The organism is Novosphingobium anseongense (assembly GCF_037482895.1).
Taxonomy (GTDB): Bacteria; Pseudomonadota; Alphaproteobacteria; order Sphingomonadales; family Sphingomonadaceae; genus Novosphingobium; species Novosphingobium anseongense.
The window spans coordinates 16,700-39,991 of the sequence record NZ_JBBHJZ010000010.1 but is presented as its reverse complement, the minus strand read 5'-3'; the positions used below and the strand labels follow the sequence as shown (position 1 = coordinate 39,991).

At 63.8% G+C, this 23,292-nt stretch carries 21 protein-coding genes; 10 read left to right on the top strand and 11 right to left on the bottom strand.

Features of this window, described 5'->3' with window-relative positions; translation table 11 throughout:
- Window positions 1-19: 19 nt before the first annotated feature.
- From WG901_RS23485 to WG901_RS23460, 6 genes are all read right to left on the bottom strand, one after another.
- On the bottom strand, window positions 20-2,218 hold the full coding sequence (locus WG901_RS23485; protein ID WP_339589572.1) for a TonB-dependent receptor: 2,199 nt from the start codon (window positions 2,216-2,218) through the stop codon (window positions 20-22).
- Window positions 2,219-2,367: 149 nt separating this feature from the next.
- The gene (locus WG901_RS23480) at window positions 2,368-3,495 is read right to left on the bottom strand and encodes a helix-turn-helix transcriptional regulator (RefSeq protein WP_339589571.1); all 1,128 of its coding nucleotides are present in this window, start codon (window positions 3,493-3,495) and stop codon (window positions 2,368-2,370) included.
- 181 nt (window positions 3,496-3,676) lie between these two features.
- A complete protein-coding gene (locus WG901_RS23475) occupies window positions 3,677-4,027 on the bottom strand; it encodes a DUF2200 domain-containing protein (protein WP_339589570.1) in 351 nt (116 codons plus the stop codon).
- A gap of 158 nt (window positions 4,028-4,185) precedes the next feature.
- On the bottom strand, window positions 4,186-4,482 hold the full coding sequence (locus tag WG901_RS23470; RefSeq protein ID WP_339589569.1) for a hypothetical protein: 297 nt from the start codon (window positions 4,480-4,482) through the stop codon (window positions 4,186-4,188).
- Window positions 4,483-4,629: 147 nt separating this feature from the next.
- Window positions 4,630-6,096 carry a hypothetical protein gene (locus WG901_RS23465; RefSeq protein ID WP_339589568.1) on the bottom strand — a complete coding sequence of 489 codons (1,467 nt, stop codon included), beginning with the start codon at window positions 6,094-6,096 and terminating at the stop codon, window positions 4,630-4,632.
- Window positions 6,097-6,333: 237 nt separating this feature from the next.
- Window positions 6,334-7,887, bottom strand: coding sequence for a hypothetical protein (locus WG901_RS23460; RefSeq protein ID WP_339589567.1), 1,554 nt, complete (start codon window positions 7,885-7,887; stop codon window positions 6,334-6,336).
- A gap of 151 nt (window positions 7,888-8,038) precedes the next feature.
- On the opposite strand from WG901_RS23460, the gene WG901_RS23455 reads away from it, so the two are divergent.
- Window positions 8,039-8,863 (top strand): LytTR family DNA-binding domain-containing protein, encoded by an 825-nt coding sequence (locus WG901_RS23455; RefSeq protein WP_339589566.1) that lies wholly within the window; start codon window positions 8,039-8,041, stop codon window positions 8,861-8,863.
- Here the strand turns inward: WG901_RS23455 and WG901_RS23450 are convergent.
- Together WG901_RS23450 and WG901_RS23445 are read right to left on the bottom strand one after the other, a co-directional pair.
- Window positions 8,860-9,027, bottom strand: coding sequence for a hypothetical protein (locus WG901_RS23450; RefSeq protein ID WP_339589565.1), 168 nt, complete (start codon window positions 9,025-9,027; stop codon window positions 8,860-8,862). The two genes, WG901_RS23455 and WG901_RS23450, sit on opposite strands and share 4 nt — an antisense overlap.
- A gap of 97 nt (window positions 9,028-9,124) precedes the next feature.
- The gene (locus WG901_RS23445) at window positions 9,125-10,174 is read right to left on the bottom strand and encodes a Glu/Leu/Phe/Val family dehydrogenase (RefSeq protein ID WP_339589564.1); all 1,050 of its coding nucleotides are present in this window, start codon (window positions 10,172-10,174) and stop codon (window positions 9,125-9,127) included.
- Window positions 10,175-10,225: 51 nt separating this feature from the next.
- On the opposite strand from WG901_RS23445, the gene WG901_RS23440 reads away from it, so the two are divergent.
- From WG901_RS23440 to WG901_RS23420, 5 genes are all read left to right on the top strand, one after another.
- Window positions 10,226-11,272, top strand: a complete 1,047-nt coding sequence (locus WG901_RS23440; RefSeq protein WP_339589563.1) for a dipeptide epimerase — start codon at window positions 10,226-10,228, stop codon at window positions 11,270-11,272.
- Window positions 11,273-11,390: 118 nt separating this feature from the next.
- A complete protein-coding gene (locus WG901_RS23435) occupies window positions 11,391-12,056 on the top strand; it encodes an XRE family transcriptional regulator (protein ID WP_264447716.1) in 666 nt (221 codons plus the stop codon).
- Between the two features lie 173 nt (window positions 12,057-12,229).
- Window positions 12,230-14,431 carry a TonB-dependent receptor gene (locus WG901_RS23430; RefSeq protein ID WP_339589562.1) on the top strand — a complete coding sequence of 734 codons (2,202 nt, stop codon included), beginning with the start codon at window positions 12,230-12,232 and terminating at the stop codon, window positions 14,429-14,431.
- A 35-nt stretch (window positions 14,432-14,466) separates the two neighbouring features.
- Window positions 14,467-15,792, top strand: coding sequence for an MFS transporter (locus WG901_RS23425; protein ID WP_339589561.1), 1,326 nt, complete (start codon window positions 14,467-14,469; stop codon window positions 15,790-15,792).
- Window positions 15,793-15,823: 31 nt separating this feature from the next.
- On the top strand, window positions 15,824-17,404 hold the full coding sequence (locus WG901_RS23420) for a serine hydrolase domain-containing protein (protein ID WP_339589560.1): 1,581 nt from the start codon (window positions 15,824-15,826) through the stop codon (window positions 17,402-17,404).
- 274 nt (window positions 17,405-17,678) lie between these two features.
- Here WG901_RS23420 and WG901_RS23415 read toward each other — a convergent pair whose 3' ends face one another.
- Window positions 17,679-18,125, bottom strand: a complete 447-nt coding sequence (locus tag WG901_RS23415; protein WP_339589559.1) for a nuclear transport factor 2 family protein — start codon at window positions 18,123-18,125, stop codon at window positions 17,679-17,681.
- A 55-nt stretch (window positions 18,126-18,180) separates the two neighbouring features.
- Window positions 18,181-18,933 carry an SDR family NAD(P)-dependent oxidoreductase gene (locus WG901_RS23410; protein ID WP_339589558.1) on the bottom strand — a complete coding sequence of 251 codons (753 nt, stop codon included), beginning with the start codon at window positions 18,931-18,933 and terminating at the stop codon, window positions 18,181-18,183.
- 133 nt (window positions 18,934-19,066) lie between these two features.
- Here WG901_RS23410 and WG901_RS23405 point away from each other — a divergent pair, with 133 nt between their 5' ends.
- Window positions 19,067-19,945, top strand: a complete 879-nt coding sequence (locus WG901_RS23405) for a LysR family transcriptional regulator (RefSeq protein WP_339589557.1) — start codon at window positions 19,067-19,069, stop codon at window positions 19,943-19,945.
- 297 nt (window positions 19,946-20,242) lie between these two features.
- Window positions 20,243-20,755 (top strand): nuclear transport factor 2 family protein, encoded by a 513-nt coding sequence (locus tag WG901_RS23400; RefSeq protein WP_339589556.1) that lies wholly within the window; start codon window positions 20,243-20,245, stop codon window positions 20,753-20,755.
- Window positions 20,756-20,828: 73 nt separating this feature from the next.
- Here the strand turns inward: WG901_RS23400 and WG901_RS23395 are convergent, their stop codons facing one another.
- Window positions 20,829-21,644, bottom strand: a complete 816-nt coding sequence (locus WG901_RS23395; protein WP_339589555.1) for a hypothetical protein — start codon at window positions 21,642-21,644, stop codon at window positions 20,829-20,831.
- A gap of 266 nt (window positions 21,645-21,910) precedes the next feature.
- On the opposite strand from WG901_RS23395, the gene WG901_RS23390 reads away from it, so the two are divergent.
- Together WG901_RS23390 and WG901_RS23385 are read left to right on the top strand one after the other, a co-directional pair.
- The gene (locus WG901_RS23390) at window positions 21,911-22,597 is read left to right on the top strand and encodes a phytanoyl-CoA dioxygenase family protein (RefSeq protein ID WP_339589554.1); all 687 of its coding nucleotides are present in this window, start codon (window positions 21,911-21,913) and stop codon (window positions 22,595-22,597) included.
- Window positions 22,598-22,675: 78 nt separating this feature from the next.
- Window positions 22,676-23,206: a hypothetical protein gene (locus WG901_RS23385; protein WP_339589553.1), complete on the top strand. Its 531-nt coding sequence runs from the start codon at window positions 22,676-22,678 to the stop codon at window positions 23,204-23,206.
- Window positions 23,207-23,292 lie beyond the last annotated feature (86 nt).

Here is a 23,292-nt window from a genome sequence, read left to right as displayed (position 1 = left end):
ATTCGGAAAAATGGGAGGGTTAGAAGCGGACGCCCAGACGCAGGCCGTATTCGCGCGGCGCGCCGTAGAACTCGTTGTCGCCCGAACGGCCGCTGACATAGGTCTTGTCGGTCAGGTTGGTGCCATAGGCCTCGACCCGCCAGCCGTCATGCTCGATGGTCAGCAGCGCCGAGAGCAGGCCGCGGCCCGCCAGCCGGTCACCCGGTCCATAGGCGACGTAGTTGAAGCGCGGCCCGACGTAGCCGAAGTTCACCCGCGGCGTGATCCGCGTCTCGCCCAGATCGAAGCGGTATTCGAGGCCGGCGTTGTAGGTCCACTTCGGCGAATAGAGGTTGGGCCCGCCGCCCGTCGTCGTCGCGAAGGGCGCATAGTCGAAGCAGAACGGCGGATTGGCCGCAACGCCGGCGGGGCATTGCGGCCCGAGGGTGCCCGGCGGCAACAGCCGCGTGTTGATGAAGCTCAGCCCGTCGAGCCTGCTGTCGACATAGCTGACGCCGAGGTCGAGCCCGAGCCCGCCGAAACGCGCCTGAGCCTGGGCCTCCAGGCCCTTGATCGTCGCATGGCCGACGTTCTGCACCGCGTTGACGCCGGTCGCGGGGTCGAGCACGTCGAGCTGGAGGTTGCTATAGTCGTTATAAAAGGCGCCGATCTGGGTGCGCAGGCGACCGTCGGCGAAGGTCGATTTCCAGCCGATCTCATAGTCCCACACGGTCTCGGGCGCGAAGCCCGTCGTGGCCGAGTTGAACCCGCCCGGCTTGTAACCACGCGCGGCGAAGGCGTAGATCAGGTTGTCGGCATCGAGCTTCCAGTTGAGCGCCGCCTTGCCCGTCAGCCGCGCGTCGGAATGCGCGCCCGAGAGATCGGCAACGGGAATGCCCGCGGGCGGAAAACCCGCCTCGCCCGCGCCCAGAATCACCGCGCCGGTGCCACTCGTCTTCACATGCGAATAGCGCAGGCCGAGCTGAAGCTCGAGCGCCTCGGTCATCGCATAGTTGCCCTGGCCGAACACCCCCCAGATGTCGCGTGTCTGGCGCGGCAGGTAGGCGACGTTGGGCGTCGGCGAACGCTGGAGGAAATCGACGTAGATGTCGTTCTTCTGGAAGTAACCGCCCAGGATCCAGTCGAACCGTCCGTCGGTCGGCGAGATCAGGTTGATCTCCTCGCTGTATTGACGGTCGCGCGCCAGATAGTCGACGACCAGGCCGCCAGTCGGCGCGATCGGGATCTGGGTGGCGTCGGTGTCCTGCGAATAGCGGTTGCGCTTGAACTGATAGCCGCTGAGCGAGCGCAAGGTGACGCCGCCGGCGAATTCATAACGCAGCTCGAGCGCGGCCGAGAAGGCGCGCTCGGCCTGGCTTGTGGGCACGTCGTAGCTCAGCGTTCGCTCGTCACCGACCAGGCCAGGCGCGAAGGTCGTGCCCGGCGCGGGGCGATAGGCGAAGCCGCCGCTCTCGGCATTGTGGTACTGGAGCTTGAGCAGCGCCTGGAAGGCTCCCGGCTTCCACAGGATGCCCAGGCGGCCGCCCTGCTCGTCGAGCTTGCCGGCATCGTTATCGAAGGCGCCGACGTCGGTATAGAAGCTGTCGCGCCGGCGCGCGATACCGGCCAGGCGCAAGGCCAAGGTATCGCCGAGCGGCAGGTTGACCGCGCCTTCGGCTTCGAGCCGGTCGTAATTGCCGTAGCTCGCCTGGGCATAGCCGCTGACTGTGCCGAGCTCGGGCGAGGCCGAGTTGACGAAGATCGCGCCGCCGGTCGAATTGTTGCCGACGAGCGTACCCTGCGGACCGCGCAGTACCTCGACCGAGGCAATATCGTAGAATGGCACGGCGCCGACGATCTGCGCCTGGAACAACCCGTCGACATATGTCGCCACGCCGTTTGTGACGCTGGGCAGGTTGCTCGACAGGCCGATGCCACGGATATTGACCGACTGCGTCTCGCCTGCATCGGTGACCGAGAGGCCCGGGGTTGCGAACTGGAGGTCGGCGAGTCGGTCGACCGCCTTGCCTTCGAGCGCCGATCCCGCGATCGCGCTGGCGGCGATCGGCACGTCCTGCAGGCTTTCGCGGCGACGCTGTGCGGTGACGACGATCTCTTCGAGCCGGCCCTCGCTGGCGGCGGTCTCACCGGCAGCGGTCTGCGCCGAGGCCTGCGGCGTCCAACCGGTCGCGGCGGCAATCAGACCCCCGGCCAACAGGCTTGCGGAATTCACCCTCATGTCCTTCGTCCCCTATCCCATGCGCGGGCGTGGCCCCGGCGGCGGCCCTTGATCGGGACGCGATTGCTATGAGATAGATCTATCGGCCGTACCGTCGGCCCCCGCATCTGCCATATGGAATATACGCCGCAGAAATCGTCCGCAGGTGGTCAGCCGTCGCCGCGGCCGATCCGCGCCGACGAGGCCCAGAGCTGCTGGACCAGTTCGGCCTGGCGCCGCGCGCCCGTCTTCGCCAGCACCTGGCGCAGCTGGAACCGGGCCGTGCCAAGGGCGATGCCCCGCCCTTCGGCGAATTCGGCGAGCGACAGGCCGGCGGCGATCGCCGCGGCCAGCCGGCTCTCGGCCGCGGTCAGGCCGAACAGTGCCGCCAACTCGCCGGCATCGAGCACGCCCGCCTGCTCGGGCTCGGTCAGGCTCACCGCGAACCCGTCGGCGCAGGATCGCGGGTCGTTCGCCGAGACAATCGGCGTCACCCGCAGATGGAGCGGCCGGTCGCCAACGCCGCCCAAGGCCACGACCGCCGAGGGCTGGCCACTCTGCGCGATCGCCTCGAAAGCGGCGCGCAGGCGCGACTTGTCGCCGGCGTTGCGGCAGCGCAGCTGGCCGTCACGCAGCGACAGGTGCGGGCTGCGATCGACGATCTCGCTGGCGCGCGGGTTCGCCCATTCGACCTGCTGATCGACATCGCAGACGAGCACCGCCGCGCCGACGCCGTCGATCGCCGACTGCAACTGGCGCGTGCGCGCCGTGGTTCGGTCAATCCGGTCGGCCAGGCTCGCGGCCTGCTTGAAGTGCGGCAACAGCGTCTGAAGGAAGGCCTCCTCGTGTGCCGAGAGATCGCGGAAATCGCCGGCCTTGCGGTGAATTATCAAGGAGAAGTGCTGGCGATCGGGCAGCGGAAAGCCCGCCCAGATCGCGTGGCCCAGGCCGATCCGCGAGAGGCCCTCGTTCAACTGCCCGAGCAGCCGCGGCTCACCCGCGAAGAAGCGCTGGTCGCTGCCGATCGGCGCGGGCTCCATCGCGGGACGCAGGCGAAAGCGCGGATTGTCGGCATTGTTCACCCACTGATCATGCGCCGCCGCGTGATGGCGCGACCAGGCATCACGCGCGGTCCAGAGCTCTTTGAGACGCGCACCCTGTTGCCCGAGACGCTGGACCACCGCGCTTTCGACGTCGAGACTGGCACGGATACGGTCGAGCACGGGCAGCCAGGCCGCCTGCGATCCGGCGGTCGCATAGATCCCGCTGATCAATTCGTTGTCGGGCTGACTCTGCATTCACCTCTCTCCGACCATCGTCGCGTGGTCTGGCCCTGCAATAGCAGACGGGCATTCTCTCAGATAGGTTGGTTTCAGATCCCAGAGCCTTGGGCGCCCCCGGAAATTCCATCTATGAATGGCCGGTTTCAAGGAGCACCGAGGTGATAGGCTATGTCCGGTATGTCGGCGAGGCACGACGCTATTTCCTGAGAATCTTCTCCATCACTTTGCCCTTGGCGAGCTCGTCGATCAACTTATCGAGATAGCGGATCTCTCGCATCGTTGTCTCCTCGACGTTCTCGACCCGCACCCCACACACCATGCCGGTAATCAGCGATCGTGCGGGGTTCATCCGAGGCGCTTTCGCGAAAAAGTCCTCGAATGATGTCTGAGCAGACAATTCTCGATCGAGCGAATCCTGGCTATGCCCCGTCAGCCAGCGGATGATCTCGTCGACCTGGCCTTTCGTGCGCTCTTTCCTCTCTGCTTTCGTGACGTAGAGCGGATAGACACTTGCGACGCTCGTCGAATAGATTCGATGACCTGCCATTTCGCGCGTTCCATCCCATTAGTGTCTGATGGATGATGAGAGAATCGCCGAGGGTCAGCAAGTGACGCGGCAATGGCACCGGCGCGGCCTGCGCGATGAGAGGCCGCTTCAGGTGCACCATCAGATGCGCCACGTCGGCTTTGTCGGCGAGCAGAGCCTCAGTCCGTTGGATCAGGCCCGTAAGTGTGCCGGACGTAGGCCAGATTAAATTTGTGGATCATTGTCGCAAACATCCAAAAACACGGCGCGGCAGCAACTAATCCCAGGAAGAACCAAAGGTCATCTGCGAGTCCCCAACCTATCTGGAAGGCGCGATCGATGATCGCTCCCACCGCTAGGATCCCGAAGAACGCAGCCCAGAGCGGCGTAAAAATGTTCAACATACGGCGCCTCCGCCGATACTGCGCGTGCAGCCGCCGGCTCTGATTTCGGAGGTATTCGGGATCCTGCTTCATAACGCAAAGCTATCTGCCCATCGGGCCTCTTTCCATCTCGATGTGCAATGTCCGGTTTCAGGCTGCATCGATCGCACGACCGATGGCCGAATAGTTGGCGATGACCGCCACGCGTTTTAGACTGCTAAACGCCGCGTTTGCAGTCACTCATGGGGTCAGCGCACTGACTTCCAGCCGCTTGCCGTCATACTCAGTGTAGCCGTGCGACAGCGGCACGCCCGACGCGTCAGGGGTGAACAATATTCTGCTCGGATCGTAGAAGTCGGTGGCCGGGCCAAAGGTCATCGTAAGCTTCATCACCCCCTGCTTCGGGCCGCGCAGCGTGACGTCGGCGGTGTAGGTGGAATTGCCGCGCGGGTTGTTCTGCATCGTCTCGCGGCCAACATAGAGGGCCCGGCCATCGTCGCTGAAGTTCGCGTATGTCTTCTCGATCGTGCCGGCGGGCGTGCGCCGGTAAGTGATGTAGCCCGAGTGTTTGCCGTAGACCTTGACGTCGACGTCCTTCGCCTTGGCGGCATAGCCAGGAACGATCGACAGGTCGCCCGACGCATAGGCCATACGCCGGGGCGTCAGCCGGGCAGCCACGACTGGACCGCGCTTATAGTCGAGCAGGCGCACGGCCTGCATCCGCCTAGGCTGTTCGCCCCGAGCTCCTCGCTGCCCTTCGATCCACATCGCCCTGCTGCTGCTCGGGTGCCACGATAGAGGCGAGGCGAAAACCCAGGCTGGCGAAGTGTTCAAATTCGTACCCGTGTATCCGGGCCGGGTCTTCGACGGCGCGATCTCGATCAGCGCCGGGCCGATGCTGCCCGGACGCTTCTGTCGGACGCCCGAGACCGAATAATTGTAGGCCAGCGAATTGAGACCCATGTTGAGGCTGTCGGGGTATGGCCGCGGCATGAGGCCCAGCAGAGCCAGATCGGTTCCGGCCGAAAACCTGGAACTCATCACCACGCCGAGCCGCTCGTCAGGCGAGAAGATCGTCGTCTCATCATAGCCCGGCGTATCAGTGATCGCTTCCACCTCGCCGCTCTTCAGGTGCAGGACGGTGGAGTCGGCAAGGTCGCGATGCCGCGCACCGGCCAGCGAAATGGCGGTGCCGCCGTGGACGAACTGCTTGACCTCGCCGCCGCGCACGGGCTTCGGCAGCACTCCGTCGGCGTGCCTGGGATCCCTAACGAAGGGATCAACCGTGCTGACAATCCGCGTCTTGATGATGCGGTAGCCGGCCGGAGTCCGCTCCAACTCGCCCGTGAAGACCATCGCAGAGTAATTTGCGAACAGCGTGGTCCACGACACATGTCTGTTGTCGGGAGCGATGATCATTTCCGACCAGCGGTGGCCGATATGATCGCCGGCCGCGACTTCGGCCGGATATTCGACCGGCAGTAGCTTCGCGTCTGTGCAGGTCTCGAGGCTGGTCGAACATTCGATGACATGATCGCCGGTGAAGATGCGCTTGTTGTCGGCGAAGACCATGAAACGGAGACCATTGTCCTTTGGTCGCTCCGGGATCGCTTGCGAGAAGAACGGACGGAAGTTGCCGCCATCATCGTCCTGGGTGGCCAGCATGATCTCGCGCCGCGGCTGCGAGGAATCCTTGGCATAGGACACCAGCACCTTGCCCGACGGCGTATAGGTGCCGGTGCGGAAGCTGAGCGTTGGATCGAAGGGGATGGTGAAGATCTCATAGCGGCCGATCGACGATGCCGTGCCTGCGGCGACCGGGGAGGGAGCGGCCTGCGCGATGTTGGCGCCGGCGGCTGCGGATAGGATGCAAAGTAGCCGGATGCGGCTGGTGAAGGCACTTGATCTCATCTTTGGCTCCTTGATATAAGCTGCTGCTGCGAGTCAGTTCACCCGGCAGGCGGGATTGTTTGCTCGGGGCATGGCAATGAAATTGATGCTGGTCGGGGCGAGCGTGACTTCGCTTCCCCTCGCCCGCTTCGGCTCGATCGCCGGCAATGCGTCTCCCACGGCGAGTGCCAGCGTCTTGCCATTGAGCTGCACGGCCCTACCCAGCAGGTCGGGAGCGGTCAGTGCGTAGAGATCGGCGCCGCGTCCGATCCGAAGGGTTCTGGTCGCGGCCTCAAGGTTGATCGCAAGAAGCGTCACCCCACTCGGCACGCCGCGCTGGCAATGGGCGTAGAGGTGGAAACCGGCTTGGTTCGGGCCGGCGTCGAGCACCCTTGTCCCCATCAGCCGGCGCCACAGCAAGGCGGACCAGTAGCTGGCGTTGGGCTCGAACGTCTTCTCGTCGATCACCCCGTTGCTCCCGCTGATCAGCGCGTGGGTGAACATCGCGTCGAGCCCCTGGCGCGCCAGTCGCGCGTGCGTGTCAGCGAAGCGGAAGACGTCGAGGAAAGCCGGCTGCCAGCGCAGGCCGCCGCAGGCCGCGCCGCCGGTCTCGGTCAGCCAGATCTTCGCGCCGGGCGCATGGCGGTCGCGCAGCGCCTTCTGCGCCTGGAACTCCTTTTCGGGACGCGCCAGCCAGTCATCGCTCAGCGCTCGGTCGGCGCTCATCCCCTGCACCGAGCTCGCTGGTGCGCAGCGCTCGGCCAACGCGGGATAGTAATGGTACGAGACGATGTCGAACTTCGGCGCCGGGCTGGCGGTGGCATAGTCCTCCGAAGTCACCCATTCGATCGACGGGATGCCGCCGACGCCCATTTTGGCCGTGCCGGGACCAGCCAGCTTCGTGCGCGGCGCAGCCTGCGACATGAAACCGCGGAAGGCCGCGAAGTCACGGGCATATTCCTCCGCGGTGTGCCCCTTGGGAATGCGCGGCGGCTCGGGCGCGTTGGGTTCGTTGAACAGTTCGGCCGCGTAGAGTTCGCCGCCGATCGCGCGGGTATAGGCCATCCACGACGCGGCCATCCGGGGCGTCCAGGCATGCGAGACATCGCGCACCCCTTCGCTATTGGTGAACGAGGTCAGGACCTTGGCGTCGACCGCGTGGGCGAAGTCGATCGCGCCTTTCCACGCCTTGCGCGTCAAGAGGACGGTATAGCCTGCGGGCGCGCTCGCAGGGGGCGGCGCGTCGCTGTCGTGGAAGTAGACAGAGTTGGCGGTGGTGCCGCTGTAGCGGATGTAGAGCGGCCCAAGCGCCTTGGTCAGCGTCCGCAACCTGGGGCTGGCCAGGTCGGTGGGTACGCGCGCTTCACGGATCGCCGCGAAATCGCGCTTTCCCGTGTCGGCGGAAGGCATCTCGTCATAGGCCTTCCAAGTCTCACCACCGGTCAGGTGCGAGAAGCCAATCTGAAACGACATGAACCGTTCGTCGATCTCGCGGACTAGCGGCAGGGCGCCTGCGTCGATCGCTACTGGCTGCAATGTCGCGGCCATGCCGCCCGTCGTCGCGATAAGTCCGATACCGATACCCGCCAGTGCCTTGAGGCTCCTCATCCTGTCTCCTTTGCGCTGCATCTCCCGGCGCGTACCTTGCCGCGCCTGACCGGCAAGTCTCGATGCGTCATTCGAACCAGCGGGTTGAGAACGGCCCGGATTTGCGCCTATCTTGCCAGCTCACGCTTCGCGAATTGAAGGAGGACGGTTCGTGAATTGGCTGCGCGGCGCGCTGCTCGAGGCCTGGGGCATGGCGGTGTTTGCCGTCATCGTCGGATTTCTTGGGCCCTTCGGAAGCTACACCGGCAACACGCTGGTTTACCGCGTGCAGACATGGGGCGGGCTTTTGCTGGGCGCTTACGTATTCGTGCGCCCATTGATCTGGGGATCTGACCATCTTGCCCGGCGAACCGACTTGCCGAGGGAAGCACTCGCCTTCTGGAGCGCCGCCGCGATGTCGGTCCCTCTGGCGATGGTCTGGCGAGCGGTCGGCCAGGACGCCTTCCGCGCGCTGAACGGCTACGCCGTGCTAGTGCCCTTCGCCCTCCTCTGCGCGCTGGCGGTACTGGGCGTGACCCGCTGGGCGCACAGCACGAGCCGGCGGCTGCAAATCCGCTCGGCAGGAGCTGCGGTTCCTGCCTTGCCGGAAGAACCGCAGCCGGAGATCGACGGGAACGCCGATATCAAAAACGCGGATGGCGCGCCCAAGCTCATGGCGCGCCTCGGCTCCGCCTTTAGGTTCCCGATCGTCGCGCTTCAAAGCGAGGACCACTATGTCCGCGTCCACGGTGCGAACGGCAGCGAACTGTTGCTGATGCGCCTTCGCGACGCCATCGCCGAAATGGACGGGATACCGGGCGAGCAGGTCCATCGCAGCTGGTGGGTCGCGCGCGACGGAGTGGAAGGACTGGCGAAGTCAGGAAGGGGCTGGACCATCCGCCTCATCAACGGCCAGCTTGCACCTGTGGCACGAGAGTCGGTCGATCGTTTGCGCCGATCCGGATTTCTGCGCGAACTTACAGACGGCTCGATTTAGGAATCAGAGCGCTTCGGCCATTTGCGAACAACGGCGTCGAAAATGAACGGATGGCCGCTTTCAAGGAGCTTGGAGAAGCGCTTGAACGGCGGCAATGTCGGCGATCGCTCACTGTAGGCCTCACTGCTTTCGATGCGCACAGAACCGCGAGGCGAATTGGTCATGACTTCGACATCTTACAATGGTCATCGCGGCCAAGCCGTTCGAGCCATGATATTACTCTTTCAATCCTCGTCAGCCGATGCCGAGCCACGCCGACGCTCAAACACCCTGCCGGTAGACGTTGGCGATATGCGCGCGCGCGAGATCGTCCGCGACGCGATTTGACGCAAGACCATCGTGTCGCGCGCGCTCGAGAACGGATATCAGTCGCGGCGCGATCGCCATGACGCGTGCCTCGACGCCGTCTGCTCGCTCGCCCCGGTATTCGGCACAGACGTTGATGATGCCACCTGCGTTCACGAGATAGTCGGGTGCGTAGACGATGCCGCGATCGCGCAGGAGGTCGCCATGGTGTTCCTCGGCGAGTTGGTTGTTGGCCGCACCGCACACGAGCCCAGCCTTAAGTCTTGGTATGCTGCGCTGATTGAGGACTGCCCCTAGCGCGCAGGGCGCCAGGATATCCGACTTCACCTCGAGGATCTCGTCGACGCCCACTTGAACCGCACCAATCTCTCTGGCGACCAAGGCAGCTCGTTTCTCCTCGATGTCGGCGACGATCAGTTTCGCGCCCTCTCGTGCGAGCAGACGGCACAGCGCGGCCCCGACATTGCCCGTTCCCTGCACCGCCACCGAAGCGTCGCCGAGCGGGATGCCGAGCATCGCACCGGCAGCCTTCATGCTCTCGAAAACCCCCAGTGCCGTCCAAGGCGAAGGATCGCCGCCTGCCCGTCCGCCGACGGCGTCGAGACCTGCCACGAACCGCGTCTGATCGCTTACCACGCCCATGTCGGCGACCGTGGTGCCCACATCCTCCGCCGTAACGTATCGCCCTTCGAGCTCCGCGACGGCGCGACCGAAAGCCGCGAAATAGGCAACCCGATCGAAGGGCTCCTCGGGTCGCAGGAGCACCGCTTTACCGCCGCCAAAAGGCAGACCGGCCAAAGCATTCTTGTAGCTCATGCCGCGAGCCAGGCGAACGGCATCCGCGACGAGTTCCTCGCGCTCCGCGTAGCGCCAGAACCGACAACCACCCGCCGCCGGCCCCAGCGCCGTCGAGTGGATGGCGATCACGCCTTTGAGGCCCGTCTCTCCATCGTCGAGCACGTGCAGGCTCTCAAGGCAGTCTTGGGTGGCAGTTCGAACCATCATTGTTTCCTTTTGCACTCACGGCGTAATCTCAGGCCACCGCGCAGGCCCTCGATGATTTTGCTTGAAATGCAAGTTTTAGCAGATATTGCAGAAACAGCAATTTTTGAGGATCAGATGGTGAAGCTTCTCGCGCGCAAGAAATACGTCGAGCTCACCCAGCCCTTCCGGGTCGCATTCGGCACGATCGCGGGCCTCGACGTCGTGGAGGTCGAGCTTTCGCATGAGGGCGTGGTCGGGCGCGGCGAATGCTGCCCCATGGCCATTTATGGTCAGGACGCCGATACAACGCTGGCAGAGATCGCCGCCATCACCCCGCAGATCGAGAGCGGCGATTTGGACCGCACCTCGCTTCAGAAGGTTCTTCCCGCGCAGTCGGCGCGCAATGCGATCGACTGCGCATTCTGGGATGTCGAGGCGAAGCTGTCCGGCCGATCGGTGTGGGACATCGCCGGTCTCGAAGCTCCCAGCATCATCCCGTCGGATGTGACGATTGGCATCATGACGCCAGAGGAAACCGCCACTTTCGCCGCAGGCCTGTGCGGCGCATCGTCGATCAAGCTCAAGCTCGGCGGCGAGCACGACCTCGAATGCCTGGCCGCGGTCCGGTCGGTCCTGCCAGACACCCCGCTGTTCGTCGACGTCAACGCCGGGTGGACGCTGGATCGCCTCAATGCCCTCGCTCCGCAGCTGGCCGATGCCAAGGTCTTCATGATCGAACAGCCACTCGCGCCACAGGACGATCCGCAGCTCGACGAATACGGCCGCGCGGTTCCGATCTGCGCCGACGAATCTTGCCACGACCGAAGCGATCTCGACCGGCTGGAGGGCCGATACCAGTACGTGAACATTAAGCTCGACAAGACCGGCGGCCTGACCGAGGCGCTCGCCCTGGCCGAGGCAGCGCGGCAGCGGGGCTTCGGCATCATGGTGGGCTGCATGCTCGGGACGGGACTGGCCATGGCGCCGGCCTATGTCCTCGCGTCGATCTGCGACGTCGTCGATCTGGACGCTCCCCTGATCGTCAAGGATCCCGCGCATCGCGGCGTAAAGCACGACGGCCGCCAGCTCCACCAATTCGGCGCGGACCTGTGGGGCTGATCGGCGCCGCCGCAAAGCCGCGCGCAAACCGCTTGCCGTCAATCTAGCCAACACCGAACGCACGGGTTAGGGAATCGTGAGAGGTGACGTCGCAGCAACGGCGGCTCGAGGGTACAATATGCCGGAAACGATCGGTGCGCTTCTGCGGACACTTCGCAAGCGCCGCAAGATGACGCTGGATCGCTTGTCCGAGCTGACCGGAATTTCCCCTTCCTCGCTATCGCGCATCGAGAACACGCAGCTCGGATTGACGCTGGAGAAGGTCGAGCTGCTGGCGAAGGCGCTGGAAATCGCACCCGAGGACCTGATCTCCCGCAATCAAGAAGCGATCGAGCCGAGCCTGGCCGAGCCCTCACCGTCGCGCAATAATGGCTCAAGGCGTTTGATGGTCGACCGCGAACGCACGCGCAAGGCAAGCGCCTATCGCGAGCTCAACACCAAGTATCTCTTCGATCCCGACGCCGAACGCGCGCTGGAATGCATGCAGTGCACGATTCAGTCGATCAGCGTCTGGGATTCGGAATTCGTCCGGCATCCCGGCGAGAAGATCATCTATGTCCTGCGCGGGGACCTGGTGGTTTACTGCGAAGGCCAGCCCCCGCTGATCCTTGAGACGGGCGACGCCGTATTCATGGACGCGAACGTCTGGCACAGCACCGTTGCGGTGCACGGCCAGCCCGCCGAGCTCCTGGTGACCTACTACCACGGACCGCAGGCTCGAGAGGGTGTGTTCGAGACGCAGACGTTCACACCCGAAAGCTGGGCCGCAATTCAGGAAGACTGACGCGCACCGCACGCTTCTGTCCGAAGGCTCGAACCTCCGGACGCCCCCGTTCGCCCGCCTATAAAAACTTGCTTGAAATGCAATTTATTTCGCGATATTGCATATACTGCAAAATCAAGCGCGAACAGACACGCAGAATGTCGGCGCGATTTCGAGCAAACATGGGGGTTATGATGACGTCGATCACGACCGTTAAGTCGCGGCTTTTCCTGGCATCGAGCGCGGTAGCACTGAGCACGATTTCACCCGCCTACGCCCAGCAGGCCCCTGCGGATGACACCGACCATGGGGAGATCATCGTAACAGCGCAGAAGCGCGAGGAGCGGCTGATCGAGGCGCCGCAGTCGATCTCGGCGCTGTCGTCGGCGGCCCTGTCGCGGCTCGCCGCCAAGCAGTTCGTCGACTTCGCCAATACGGTTCCGGGCCTGCAATACACCTCCCAGGGGGCGGGCACGTCGCAGGTGAGCATCCGCGGCATCACGAGCGGTGCCGACGTGTCATCTACGGTCGGCATCTACGTCGACGAGGTGCCCTATGGCTCGAGCTCGGCCTTCGCCAACGGCGCGCGCCGTGCGCTCGACGTCGGGCTGTTCGACATCGATCGCGTTGAGGTGCTGCGCGGGCCGCAGGGCACGCTCTACGGCGCGAGCTCGATGGGCGGCGTACTCAAGTATGTCATGGCCAAGCCGTCGCTCACCGAGTTCGAGGGCAAGGTCCAGGCCGGTGTATCGACGACGCGGCAGGGCGGAACCAGTTACGACGGCTCCGCCGTGGTCAACGCGCCGCTTGTCACCGACAAGGTGGCGGTGCGCGCGAGTGGCTACTACTCGCGCGACGGCGGCTATTTCGACAACGTCGCCACAGGCGAGAAGGACGTCGATCGCGGCAAGGTCTACGGCGGGCGCGTCGACGTGCTGCTCGCCCCCTCGGACGACCTGTCGGTCCGTCTCACCGGCTTTGCCCAGAACATCCGCCGCCATGGCGGCAGCTATGCGAACATCGGCCTCGACGGCGTTCCGGTCGCCGGATATCTCGACCAGGCTCATCCGCTGGCCGAGCCCTTCCGTTCGAACTTCCGCCTCGCAAGCGCGACGATCGGCTACGATCTGGGCGGCGTCACCTTGACCTCGGTGACCAGCTACCAGTCGAACGACACATATGCGACGACCGACGGCTCGGCTGTCTATGCGACTTACCTGCAGGTTCTGGCGAACATCCCGGCCCAGGCCGTGGCCATCGACGAGCTCGCCCGCACGCGCAAGTTCACCCAGGAAGTCCGCCTGGCATCGCCGACGGGCCAGTCCGTGGAATGGCTGGTGGGCGGTTTCTACACACATGAGAAGAGCCTGCTGCGCCAAGTGGCGGACACCTTCGGCGCGGGTCTCGTCCCGCTGCCCGGCGTGAATGCCGTCACGGCGGCGATCGACAGCACCTATGAGGAATACGCCTTCTTCGGCGACCTGACCTGGCACCTGACCGATAAGTTCGACGTGACCGGCGGCCTTCGCTATGCCCACAATAACCAGAAGTTCACCCAGGACGCCTCGGGTATCTTCGTGGTCTCGGCACCCGGCTCCAAGTCGCAGGAAGGCGTCGTCACCTATCTGGCCAATGCCCGCTATCGCTTCAGCAGGAACGCCACGGCCTATGCGCGGTTCGCCACGGGGTATCGCCCGGGCGGCCCGAACTACCGCGTGATCGATCCCGCGACGGGCAACCCCTCGCCCGCGACGTTCGATTCCGATTCGCTCAACAGCTATGAACTGGGGATCAAGGCGGAGACGAGCGACCGCAGTTTCGCGATCGACCTGTCGGGCTATTTCATCGACTGGAAAGACATCCAGCTGCTGAACCCGGTCGCGGGTGTGACGAACTACACCAACGGCGGCGGCGCGCACGTGAAGGGCGCCGAGCTCGTCATGACGGCACGACCTGAGCCGGGCTTCGTCGCCACCGGCAGCTTCGCCTACAACGACGGCTATCTCACCCAGGCCGTACCCGTGCTCGGCGCCAGGAAGGGCGAACGCCTGCCCAACACCCCGCATTTCACGGCAACGATCAACCTCGACTACAGCGTCAACAGCAGCGCCGCCAAGCCGAGCTTCGGCGCGACGGTCCGCTTCGCCACGGACAGCACGGCCAGCTTCGATGCGAGCCCTTCGCTGCGGCAATACCACCTGCCCGATTATGCGACCGTCGATCTGCGCGCGGGCCTGTCGCTCGGCCCTGTCGATGCGCAGGTCTACGTGCAGAACCTGTTCGACACCCATGCTCAGCTGACCGCCCAGACGATCCTCTCGCAGCTCGGCGGCCCCGCCCAGGTTCTGATGCTGCGCCCCAGAACATTCGGCCTGCGGCTGTCGTCGCACTTCTGATCCTCGGGAAGAGCAGCAAGCGGCTGGGAAATCCGATGTCCTTTGAAGCCAGCGTCCCGTCCTATCCGAGCTCGCGGCGCGCCCGCTATTCGCAGGCCATTCTCGTGGCTATCGCCTTTTTCACGGCGATGGACATCTATGTCATCTCGCTGCTGGTCGAGCCGATCAAGCATGACCTGGGCCTGACGGATGTCGAGGTGGGCATCGCGAACACTTCTGCGCTCTATGGCGCCTATGCCTTGTTCTGTATCCCTATGGGCCTTCTCGTCGACCGGTCGAACCGCGTCAGGATGCTGGCGGTCGCGATGGCCATGTGGTGCCTCGGCCTGCTCCTGGCCGCATTCTCGCAGGGGCTCTGGCTGCTGGTCGGCAGCAAGGCGGTGCTGGGGATCGCCAACGCCATGACACTGCCAGCGGCCATGTCGCTGCTGGCCGACTATTTCGCGCCCGAACGGCGGGCTATGGCGACGATGTCCTATGGTCTGGGCCAGGGCTTTGGCCAGGCCGGCGCCGTCTTCATCGGCGGTATCGGACTCGGAGCGCTCACGCGCGCGGCAATGGGCGATCCCGGCTTTCTGTTCGGCCTGGCACCATGGCGGCTTGTATCGCTGAGCTTCGCCGCCGCGGGCGCCTTGCTGATACCGGTGATCCTGACACTGCGCGAACCTCAGCGCATGGAAGGGCGGCAGGCTGGCGGCGGAACGCTTCGCGAACTGTGGGCTTACCGCGACTTCCTCGTGCCGCTGCTGGCCGGCACGACATTCCTTTCGGGCATGTCGACGGGCGTCCTGAACTGGATCCCGCCAGCCCTGACGCGTCTGTATGGCCAGGAGCCAAGCCAATTCGCCGGCTGGTTCGGCACGGTTTCGCTCGTCTCCGTCCTTGCCGGCATGCTGGCGGGCGGCAAGCTCGGCGAACGATTCCACCGGCACGCGGGCCGGGACGGTGTCCTGCGGCCCGCCGCCGTGGCGGCCGCGGTATGCGCTCCAGCGTCATTCATGGCGATGATGCCCGATCTCGCCTGGTTCGCCGCGAGCACGGTCTGCTTCACGATCGCTTATGCCATCGCAATCTCGATCCCCATGATCGCTATCGCGCTTCGAATCCCGAACCAACTGCGCGGCGCGGCGATGGGATTCTATATCGTCACGGTCTCCCTGGCCGGCGTCGTGGCCGCGCCCCTGGTGGCCTGGGTCGGAGCGGCACTAGGGGGCGAGGACATGCTGGGCCGCGGGATGGCCGCGGTCGGCGCGCCTTCGGCCTGCCTAGCCGCGCTGAGCTTCTGGTGGGCCTCGCGGCCGGCGGTGCATGACGAGCTTTCGCACGAAGATCTGGTCGTTGCCCGACGGAGGCCCGTTTGAACTTCTATTCGTTGCAAGTCAGGAGGTCAGCGTGACCGATCCCATTGTGCGCACGCATTTCGACGATTCGCGGGTCGACGCGATATTCTCGGTCGTGGACCAAAGCGCCCTTCCCGGCGCCGCGGTTGCCGTGGCGATCGACGGCGTCCCCGTCTATCGGCGCGGCTTCGGGCTCGCGAACATGGAGCTGCCCGTGCAGCTCGCCCCCGGGATGCGGATGCGGATCGGGTCGACGACCAAGCATTTCACCGCCTTGGCCTACCTGCTGCTCTGCGAGGAGGGACGCGCCGGTCTCGATGACTCGATCGGCGCCCATCTGCCGGAACTCCACCCGGCCAGCCGAAACGTCACCATGCGCCAGCTCATGGGTCATACCAGCGGTATCCGCGATGCCATGGCCGTGTCGCTGGCGACGAACGGCGGCCCGGCCCCGGTCAGCGACGCCGACCTTCTTGGGTATTACACGACGATCGACGATGTCGACTTCGCGCCCGGAACGAGCTGGAGCTACAACAATGGCGGCTACGTCCTGCTGACGGCGGCAATCGAGCGGCTGACCGACGAGCGGCTCGACGACGTGTTGCGGCAACGCATCTTCGAGCCCGTGGGGATGTTCGACACGATGCTACGGCGCCGGGATACCGATTTCGTCCCCAACAGCGCGACGCTGCATTTTCGCCATCCCGACGGATCCTTCTCGCGCGACTACATGGGTGCGGAGATCAGCGGCGCGGGCGGCATCGTTTCGACGATGGACGACATGCTGCGCTGGCTCCGTCACATGGATATACCAACAATCGGCTCCGCCGAAACGTGGCGCGTGATGCGCGAGCCGCATCGGCTGCGGAACGGCAGCGCAACGGTATACGGGCTGGGCCTGGTCTCCGCTCCCTACCGGGGTGTCGAGACGATTTCGCATGGCGGCGGCGTGGTCGCCGGCAACTCGCAGATGATCAAGGTGCCCGCGGCCGGCCTCGACATTTCGATCGCGGTCAACCGCGCCGACGTCAGCGCCGCCGATCTTGCCAATCAGATCATCGACGCTTGCGTCGTAGGCCTCGGCCCGAAGGTCAGCGAGCACCTTGCCGCGCGCAGCGGCATCTTCGCGTCAGCGCAAGGCGATCGCTTGATCGAGTTGCTCGCACATGGTGATCTGCAACTGTTGGCGACCGATGGCGGACCTCCGCTTCCCATTACGGCAGACGCCGACGGCAATCTCCGCTTGCCCGAGATCATGTCCTTCATCCTGCAGAGCGCGCGGGTCCACGAATCCTGCTTGGTGCTGACCGAATTTGGAAACGAAACGAGGTTCGACGAGATCGCGCCTGAACCCGGGGCATCCATCGCAGATCGAGCGGGTCACTATGCGTCACCCGGCGTCGGAGCCTCGGCGAGCGTTACCGAGGATGGAGATTGCCGTCGTCTGACGATCATTGGTCAAAATGGCACCGCATTCTATGATCTCATGCCGATCACCGAACTCCTCTGGAAGGCAAATGCTGCGGGACCATTCACGATGTTTGGCGGCGTCTTGGTCTTTGCGCCAGATGGCCAGAGCTTTGCATTCAACCTTGGGCGCATGAAGGGAATTCGTTTCGCCCGGAGTTCATGAAAAACTTAGATGAACCCGGTGGCATTCCTCCTTTACGATGAGCGCTGCGAACCAACAGAAGGAGCGGGTAAACAACGCAGCAAGCCAAATCGCCGCATCCTAAATTTTTTTGCTTCGACAGCACTGTCTCTACGAACCTCTTCATTTCTTGCTGAACGAATGGCCGCTTCCAAGGACAAGCATCGGCCGCCGAACGGCCGCAATGTTGGCGCGCGCCGCCTGCCCAGCATCAGGATACCTCGTGTTTCGAGAGGGCGGCCCACGACTTAGCCCTTCAGCTACGCAGTGCCGCCTCAAGATTGCCGAGCACGCCTAGCTGCTGCAGCAAGACCGAGGCCGCATTGTAGCAGTGAAAGGACGTGACCTTACCATCCTTGAGATGGAACACATCGCAGCACGGCACGTCCATCCGCTTGCCGGTGGGCCGCAGAGTCCCGCCCGGAAGGGGGAGATCGCCCAAATGTGTGCCTTGGAGCGCGAGCTCGACCACCACCACGTCGCCGGCCACGGTAAGCTCGAACAACTCACGATGCATGTCGGGGAACGCGGCGGCATAGGCATCCAACGGAATGCCGATGTCGCTCCCGTAGTATTTGATCCCGGCCGGGACGTCGAAGAAGTAGCCGTCGTCCGCGAACAGCGATACGAACTTCGCCGTGTCGCGGCTGCCCGCTTCGGCCACGGCATAAAGCGTGCGAATGATCTCTTCGTTGGTAGGCATGATATCGTCCTTTGATGAGAGGTGTCGGACCGGATGAGGCCGGTCCGATGGCAGGTCAGATCTGGACCTGGCCGCCGTCCACGAACAGTTCGATGCCGTTGACGAAGCTCGCCTCCTCCGAAGCGAGGAACAGCACGGCCTTGGCGATTTCCTCGGGCTGGCCGATCCGGCCGGCAGGGATCAGACCGGCCAGGTAGTCCTTGGTGCCCGACGCCGCGTCGCCGCCGCCGAACAGGTGGTCCAGGCCGGCGGTGTCGGTCACGCCGGGGCTCACGGCGTTGACGCGGATGCGGCGATCCTTGAGATCAAGGATCCAGTTGCGCGCGAAGTTGCGCACTGCGGCCTTGGTCGCGGAATAGACGCTGAACGCCGGGGTGCCCGAAACGCTGGTGGTCGAACCGGTCAGAATGACCGATGCCCCGTCCCGCAGCAGCGGCAGCGCCTTTTGCACTGTGAACAGCACGCCCTTCACGTTGGTGTCGAACGTGCGCCGGTAGTGCTCTTCCGTGATCGCTCCGAGCGGCGCCAGTTCGCCGCCACCGGCATTGGCGAACACCACATCGGTGCGCGCGTGCTTCTGCTGGACCGCGTCGTAGAGCCGATCGATGTCCGCGAGTTCGGCCATGTCGCCGCGGACGCCGGTGATCTGGCCGCCGATCGCCTTCACCGCGGCGTCGAGCGCGTCTTGACGGCGGCCGGTGATGAACACCGATGCCCCCTCGTCCGCGAACGCCCTGGCGGTCGCCAGGCCGATCCCGCTGGTGCCGCCGGTGACCACCACGACCTTGTTCTGGAACCTGTTGCTCATCGTCTGTCTCCACGTTGGCGGCGAAGTGCCGCTGCCCGTTTCAAATGCAACTGGAACGATGATGCGTGTAGCCAGCATATGTGGCACTTAGCGTTCTACAGGAGGAACGCTGATACGCTCGGATCTCAACGACTTGGCTTACTTCGCCGAAGTGGTGGCCCACGGGGGCTTCGCAGCTGCAGGCCGCGCGCTGCGCGAACCCAAATCGAAACTCAGCCGGCGTATCGCCGGGCTAGAGACGCGTCTCGGCCTGCGACTGATCGAGCGGTCGAGCCGACGTTTCCGCGTCACCGATACCGGACAGGCCTTCTATGAACGCTGCCGGGCGATGCTGGAAGAGGCGGAACGGGCCGAGGCGCTCGTGATCCAGGCGCAGGCCGAACCCCATGGGCGCCTGCGGTTCAGTTGCCCGGTGGGCATGGTCGAGCCGATCTCCGCCCTCGTCTCGTCCTTTCTGGTGCGGTATCCGAAAGTGCGACTTCAGCTCGTCGCCACCGATCGGGCGGTGGACCTGATCGAGGAACGCATCGACCTCGCCCTGCGCGTCCGAGTGGCGCTTACCAGCGATGCGGCGCTGACCATGCGCTCGCTGGGCATATCGACCCGCATCCTCGTCGCCAGTCCGCAAGTCGCCCGCCAGATCTCCGCGATCGAGCAGGTCCCCGCACTTCCCCTGCTGGCCACCGACGACACCGCCGACGCCGTCGAATGGCACCTGGAAACGGACGACGGAGGCACGCACGCGGTGCGCGGTGAGCCCCGGATGAGCTGCGGCGACATGGCGGAAGTGCGAAACGCCGCCATCCATGGCCTCGGGATTGCACTGCTACCCGACCACGTCTGCCGCGAAGCGTTGCAGGCGGGTCAACTGGTCCGGGTGCTGCCCGCCTGGCGAGGGCAGCGCGGAATCGTGCATCTGGTTTTTACGACACGACGCGGCTTGCCCCCCACGGTGCGGGCTTTCATCGATCACCTTGCTGGGGGCTTTCCCCGCGACATCCTTACGGCCTGAGCAGGCCAGCGCTTTTGGGTGCGCTTATCAGCATTCCGGCGCCAATCATCGCATGCCATATGGGCGCCAAACGCCGGAGTGATGGAAGTAGATGGGGTAACAGGGTCCGATCTTTGCCAGCCTTGCGATGCAAGCCAGGGCTGGCAAAATCAGCTCATGAATGACCGGCAGCTTCCACGAAGCAAATTCGAGCCTCGGAGCGTCGGCTAAGTCGGCGGACGCCGACGGGCGGAAAGCTTGCCCCATTTCGGAGGCAATCGCGTTTCGCCGCCATCTCGCTGAGCGCTAGGGTGGCCTATGCGTAAATTCCCGCTGATCGTCCTGCTCGCCGCTGCTCCGCTCTCCGCAGTTCCGCCTCCACCCCCGGTGCCAGTCACGCTCGAGGCAACCCAAAACTACATTCGCGCGCTCACGAGCAAGGACCGCGACGTATATGATGCATTGTTGGCCGAAGACTTCGTCGGGCACGATGGCCATAGCGAGAAATCGAAAGACCGAGCCACCTGGCTCAGTGAGATTTCAGGCGCATTCGCAAGCCCCGGCTTCCACGTCACCGTCTTGAATGTGTTTCAAGGCGGCCAGATCGTGAGTGGCCAATATCGACAGCGCGCGATGGTGGTTGAAAGGGTGACAAACTTCGCCACTCGGCCAAATGGAGCGCCCGCAGGAGACTGCTGCGTATTCTACCTTACCGAAACCATCACATTCGACGGCGGGCAAATCGACCGAATTGACCGGTCCCCTTTCTTTGAAAATGCACTGTCTAAGTCGGGCGAACGCACCGACCTCAACCGACGGCCTGGAAACTGAACAACCGACCGCTTTTGATCAGCTGAAAAAGGTCGCCGCGGGTCGACTTTGTTGGCGTTGTTGATCGCGACCCTCAAGGCTCAGCAGGCGAACGCGAGCTGCGAGTGCCCGAGGTAGACCAGCCGATAACCACGCACGCTGCGCCCGCCACAAAGCCGAAAGCCAGCAGCGCTACCAAGGGTTGCGTGCCAATCGCTATCGATACCGAACGCCAGCTGTCGCTTGTGCCTCCAATCTGAAATCCAACGATCTGGACGACGATTACGCCCAGCACCACCGCCCAGGGACGGCCCGCGCGCAGATCGCGCCGCCAGAGCCAAAAGGCGATCAAACCTGCAATGACATTGGCCAGTTGGACGCCCCATCCGAAGACGGGGAAATCTTGCGGACCTCGAATAAGAAGACCTGGCACTGTCTTGTTAATCACCCGCCCAAGCACCGGGCTGAGCAGCATCAGCGCGGTCGACAACATATATGCGGAATGCAGCCGCACCTCGCGACGATGTCGTAATGCCATCCCCACTGAATAGAGCACGGTGCCAAACGCCAGCCAGTCGATGAAAGCGAGGGGCGCGCCCCAAAACGCATAAAAAGGATCGCCGGCGGCAGTGCCGACCGCCATCGAATGGATCACGCCCATGGAGCCAGCGCCAAATAGAGGTATCGCTACGAAAGTCGCTTGCCCCAATCTGCGGTGCACGGCGATCTGACCGTGGTGCGGAGTCCAACTCTGCGCGAGAAGCAACAGCATCCACAACGATGCCGTGATCCCATGTATGTGGAATCCTACTGATGCCGTGGATAATATGCTGAAATAGCTACGCCAGAAGGCAAAGATTGTCGCAGCGAGCAGTGCAACGATAAACACCCAGGCATGGCGATACGGCATGCATTCCCCCCGAAATCACGCGACGGGGTTGAGGCTACCATCTTCCGACAGCGCGTCTATCGATCATCCTCATGATGAACGGACGGCGGCTTTGGGCGACCTTCGCTCGGCCTAATTTCGTCAGCTACGTCGGCGGCTGATGCCCTCGCCTCGGCGCCCGGCCGCTGGGGGCCGCTGCCACCCACATTACGGCCGTCCAGCACTTCTCAAAGGGCAACAAATCCGGACATTGCTCACACCAGGGCGTACCATCTAAAAGCGCCCCCATGGCAGCAGGCGCACTCGCATCAGATCTCAACCTAGCGGTGGATGGCGCCCAACATTTTCCTGCGGCTGCGCTGGGCGCATTGCAAGAGATTGGCACAGCGATTGCCGAACTGCCAACCAATCAGGCAGGTGTTCGCATCCATGGCAATTTAGCACTCTCGGCAATGTTAGGCCCTCGCGGCACCATTGGGCGCGTTGCCCACGGACTGCTGGCGCGACCGTGCCTCGCTGCCCGCGCGATCTTGTTCGACAAGACAGCATCGACGAATTGGTCGCTGGCCTGGCATCAGGATCGCACTATCTGCGTGAAGCAGAGGCGCGAAGTTGATGGCTATGGCCCTTGGACAATCAAACGCGGGATGAACCATGTAGCGCCGCCCTATGAGCTTCTCTCACGGATGGTGACGCTTCGTGTCCATCTTGATGACGTGCCGGCGGAAAACTCGCCGCTGCTGATTGCGCCTGGCTCTCACCTCGCGGGAGCGGTGCCGGTTGAGGACTATGCCGTCGTGGTTCAGCAGTTCGGGTCGTTCGCATGCCTGGCTAAAGCCGGAGACATTTGGGCTTACGCGACTCCCATTCTGCATGCATCTGAAGCGACTGCGATGGCCGGGCATCGTCGTGTTCTGCAGATCGACTATTCCGCTGATGACCTTCCCGGAGGATTGGACTGGCTTGGCATCTGACGCCAAAATTTCCGAAATCCGAAGTTCCCGGTGATAGCAAAATTGCAGACATCATCAAACTGTGCCACCCTCCGAACCGTGCCGCCCACGTTCGACTTGATCGTTAGTCCAGACCTCATCCGACCTGACTATGGCTTCTACGCCGTGTTCGTGGGGGCAGGCATCGTACTTGCGACGATGACGACCTTAGCGGTTCGCCTGCATTGGAGATGGCGCAAATATTTATGCGTCTTCGCTCCGTTGTGGATTATCGGCTCCGGCACCCTTCTCTTTTTCGATGCCCGCGACGTCTTGCAAGTTCGAGAACTGGTCAAGCAAGGACATTACTCCGTGCTGGAAGGCTGCCTGCAATCGTTTCACCCGGGTTCCCCTACTGGCTCAAAGACGACCTCCGGACACGAGCATTGGAGCGTGGCCGGTCACGGGTTCGACTACGGCCAAGGACAGGCACTGCCGTACTATCATGCCGTCCAGGCGAGGGATGGCCTAGTTCACTCCACGAGCCGCGTGCGCGTAAGCTTTGTCATCAGTCCATATTACGGAGACGAGAAGATCGTTCGACTCGAAGCGCTCGCTCCGCCATGTCCAGCCGCTCCCGACGAGGGCTGAAGACCGATTTCGAGCTCAGCCTCTCACAGGCCGCCTGCCCGCCCCCGCTGCCCTTCCTTGGCCGAGTGAATGAACGGCAGCTCTCA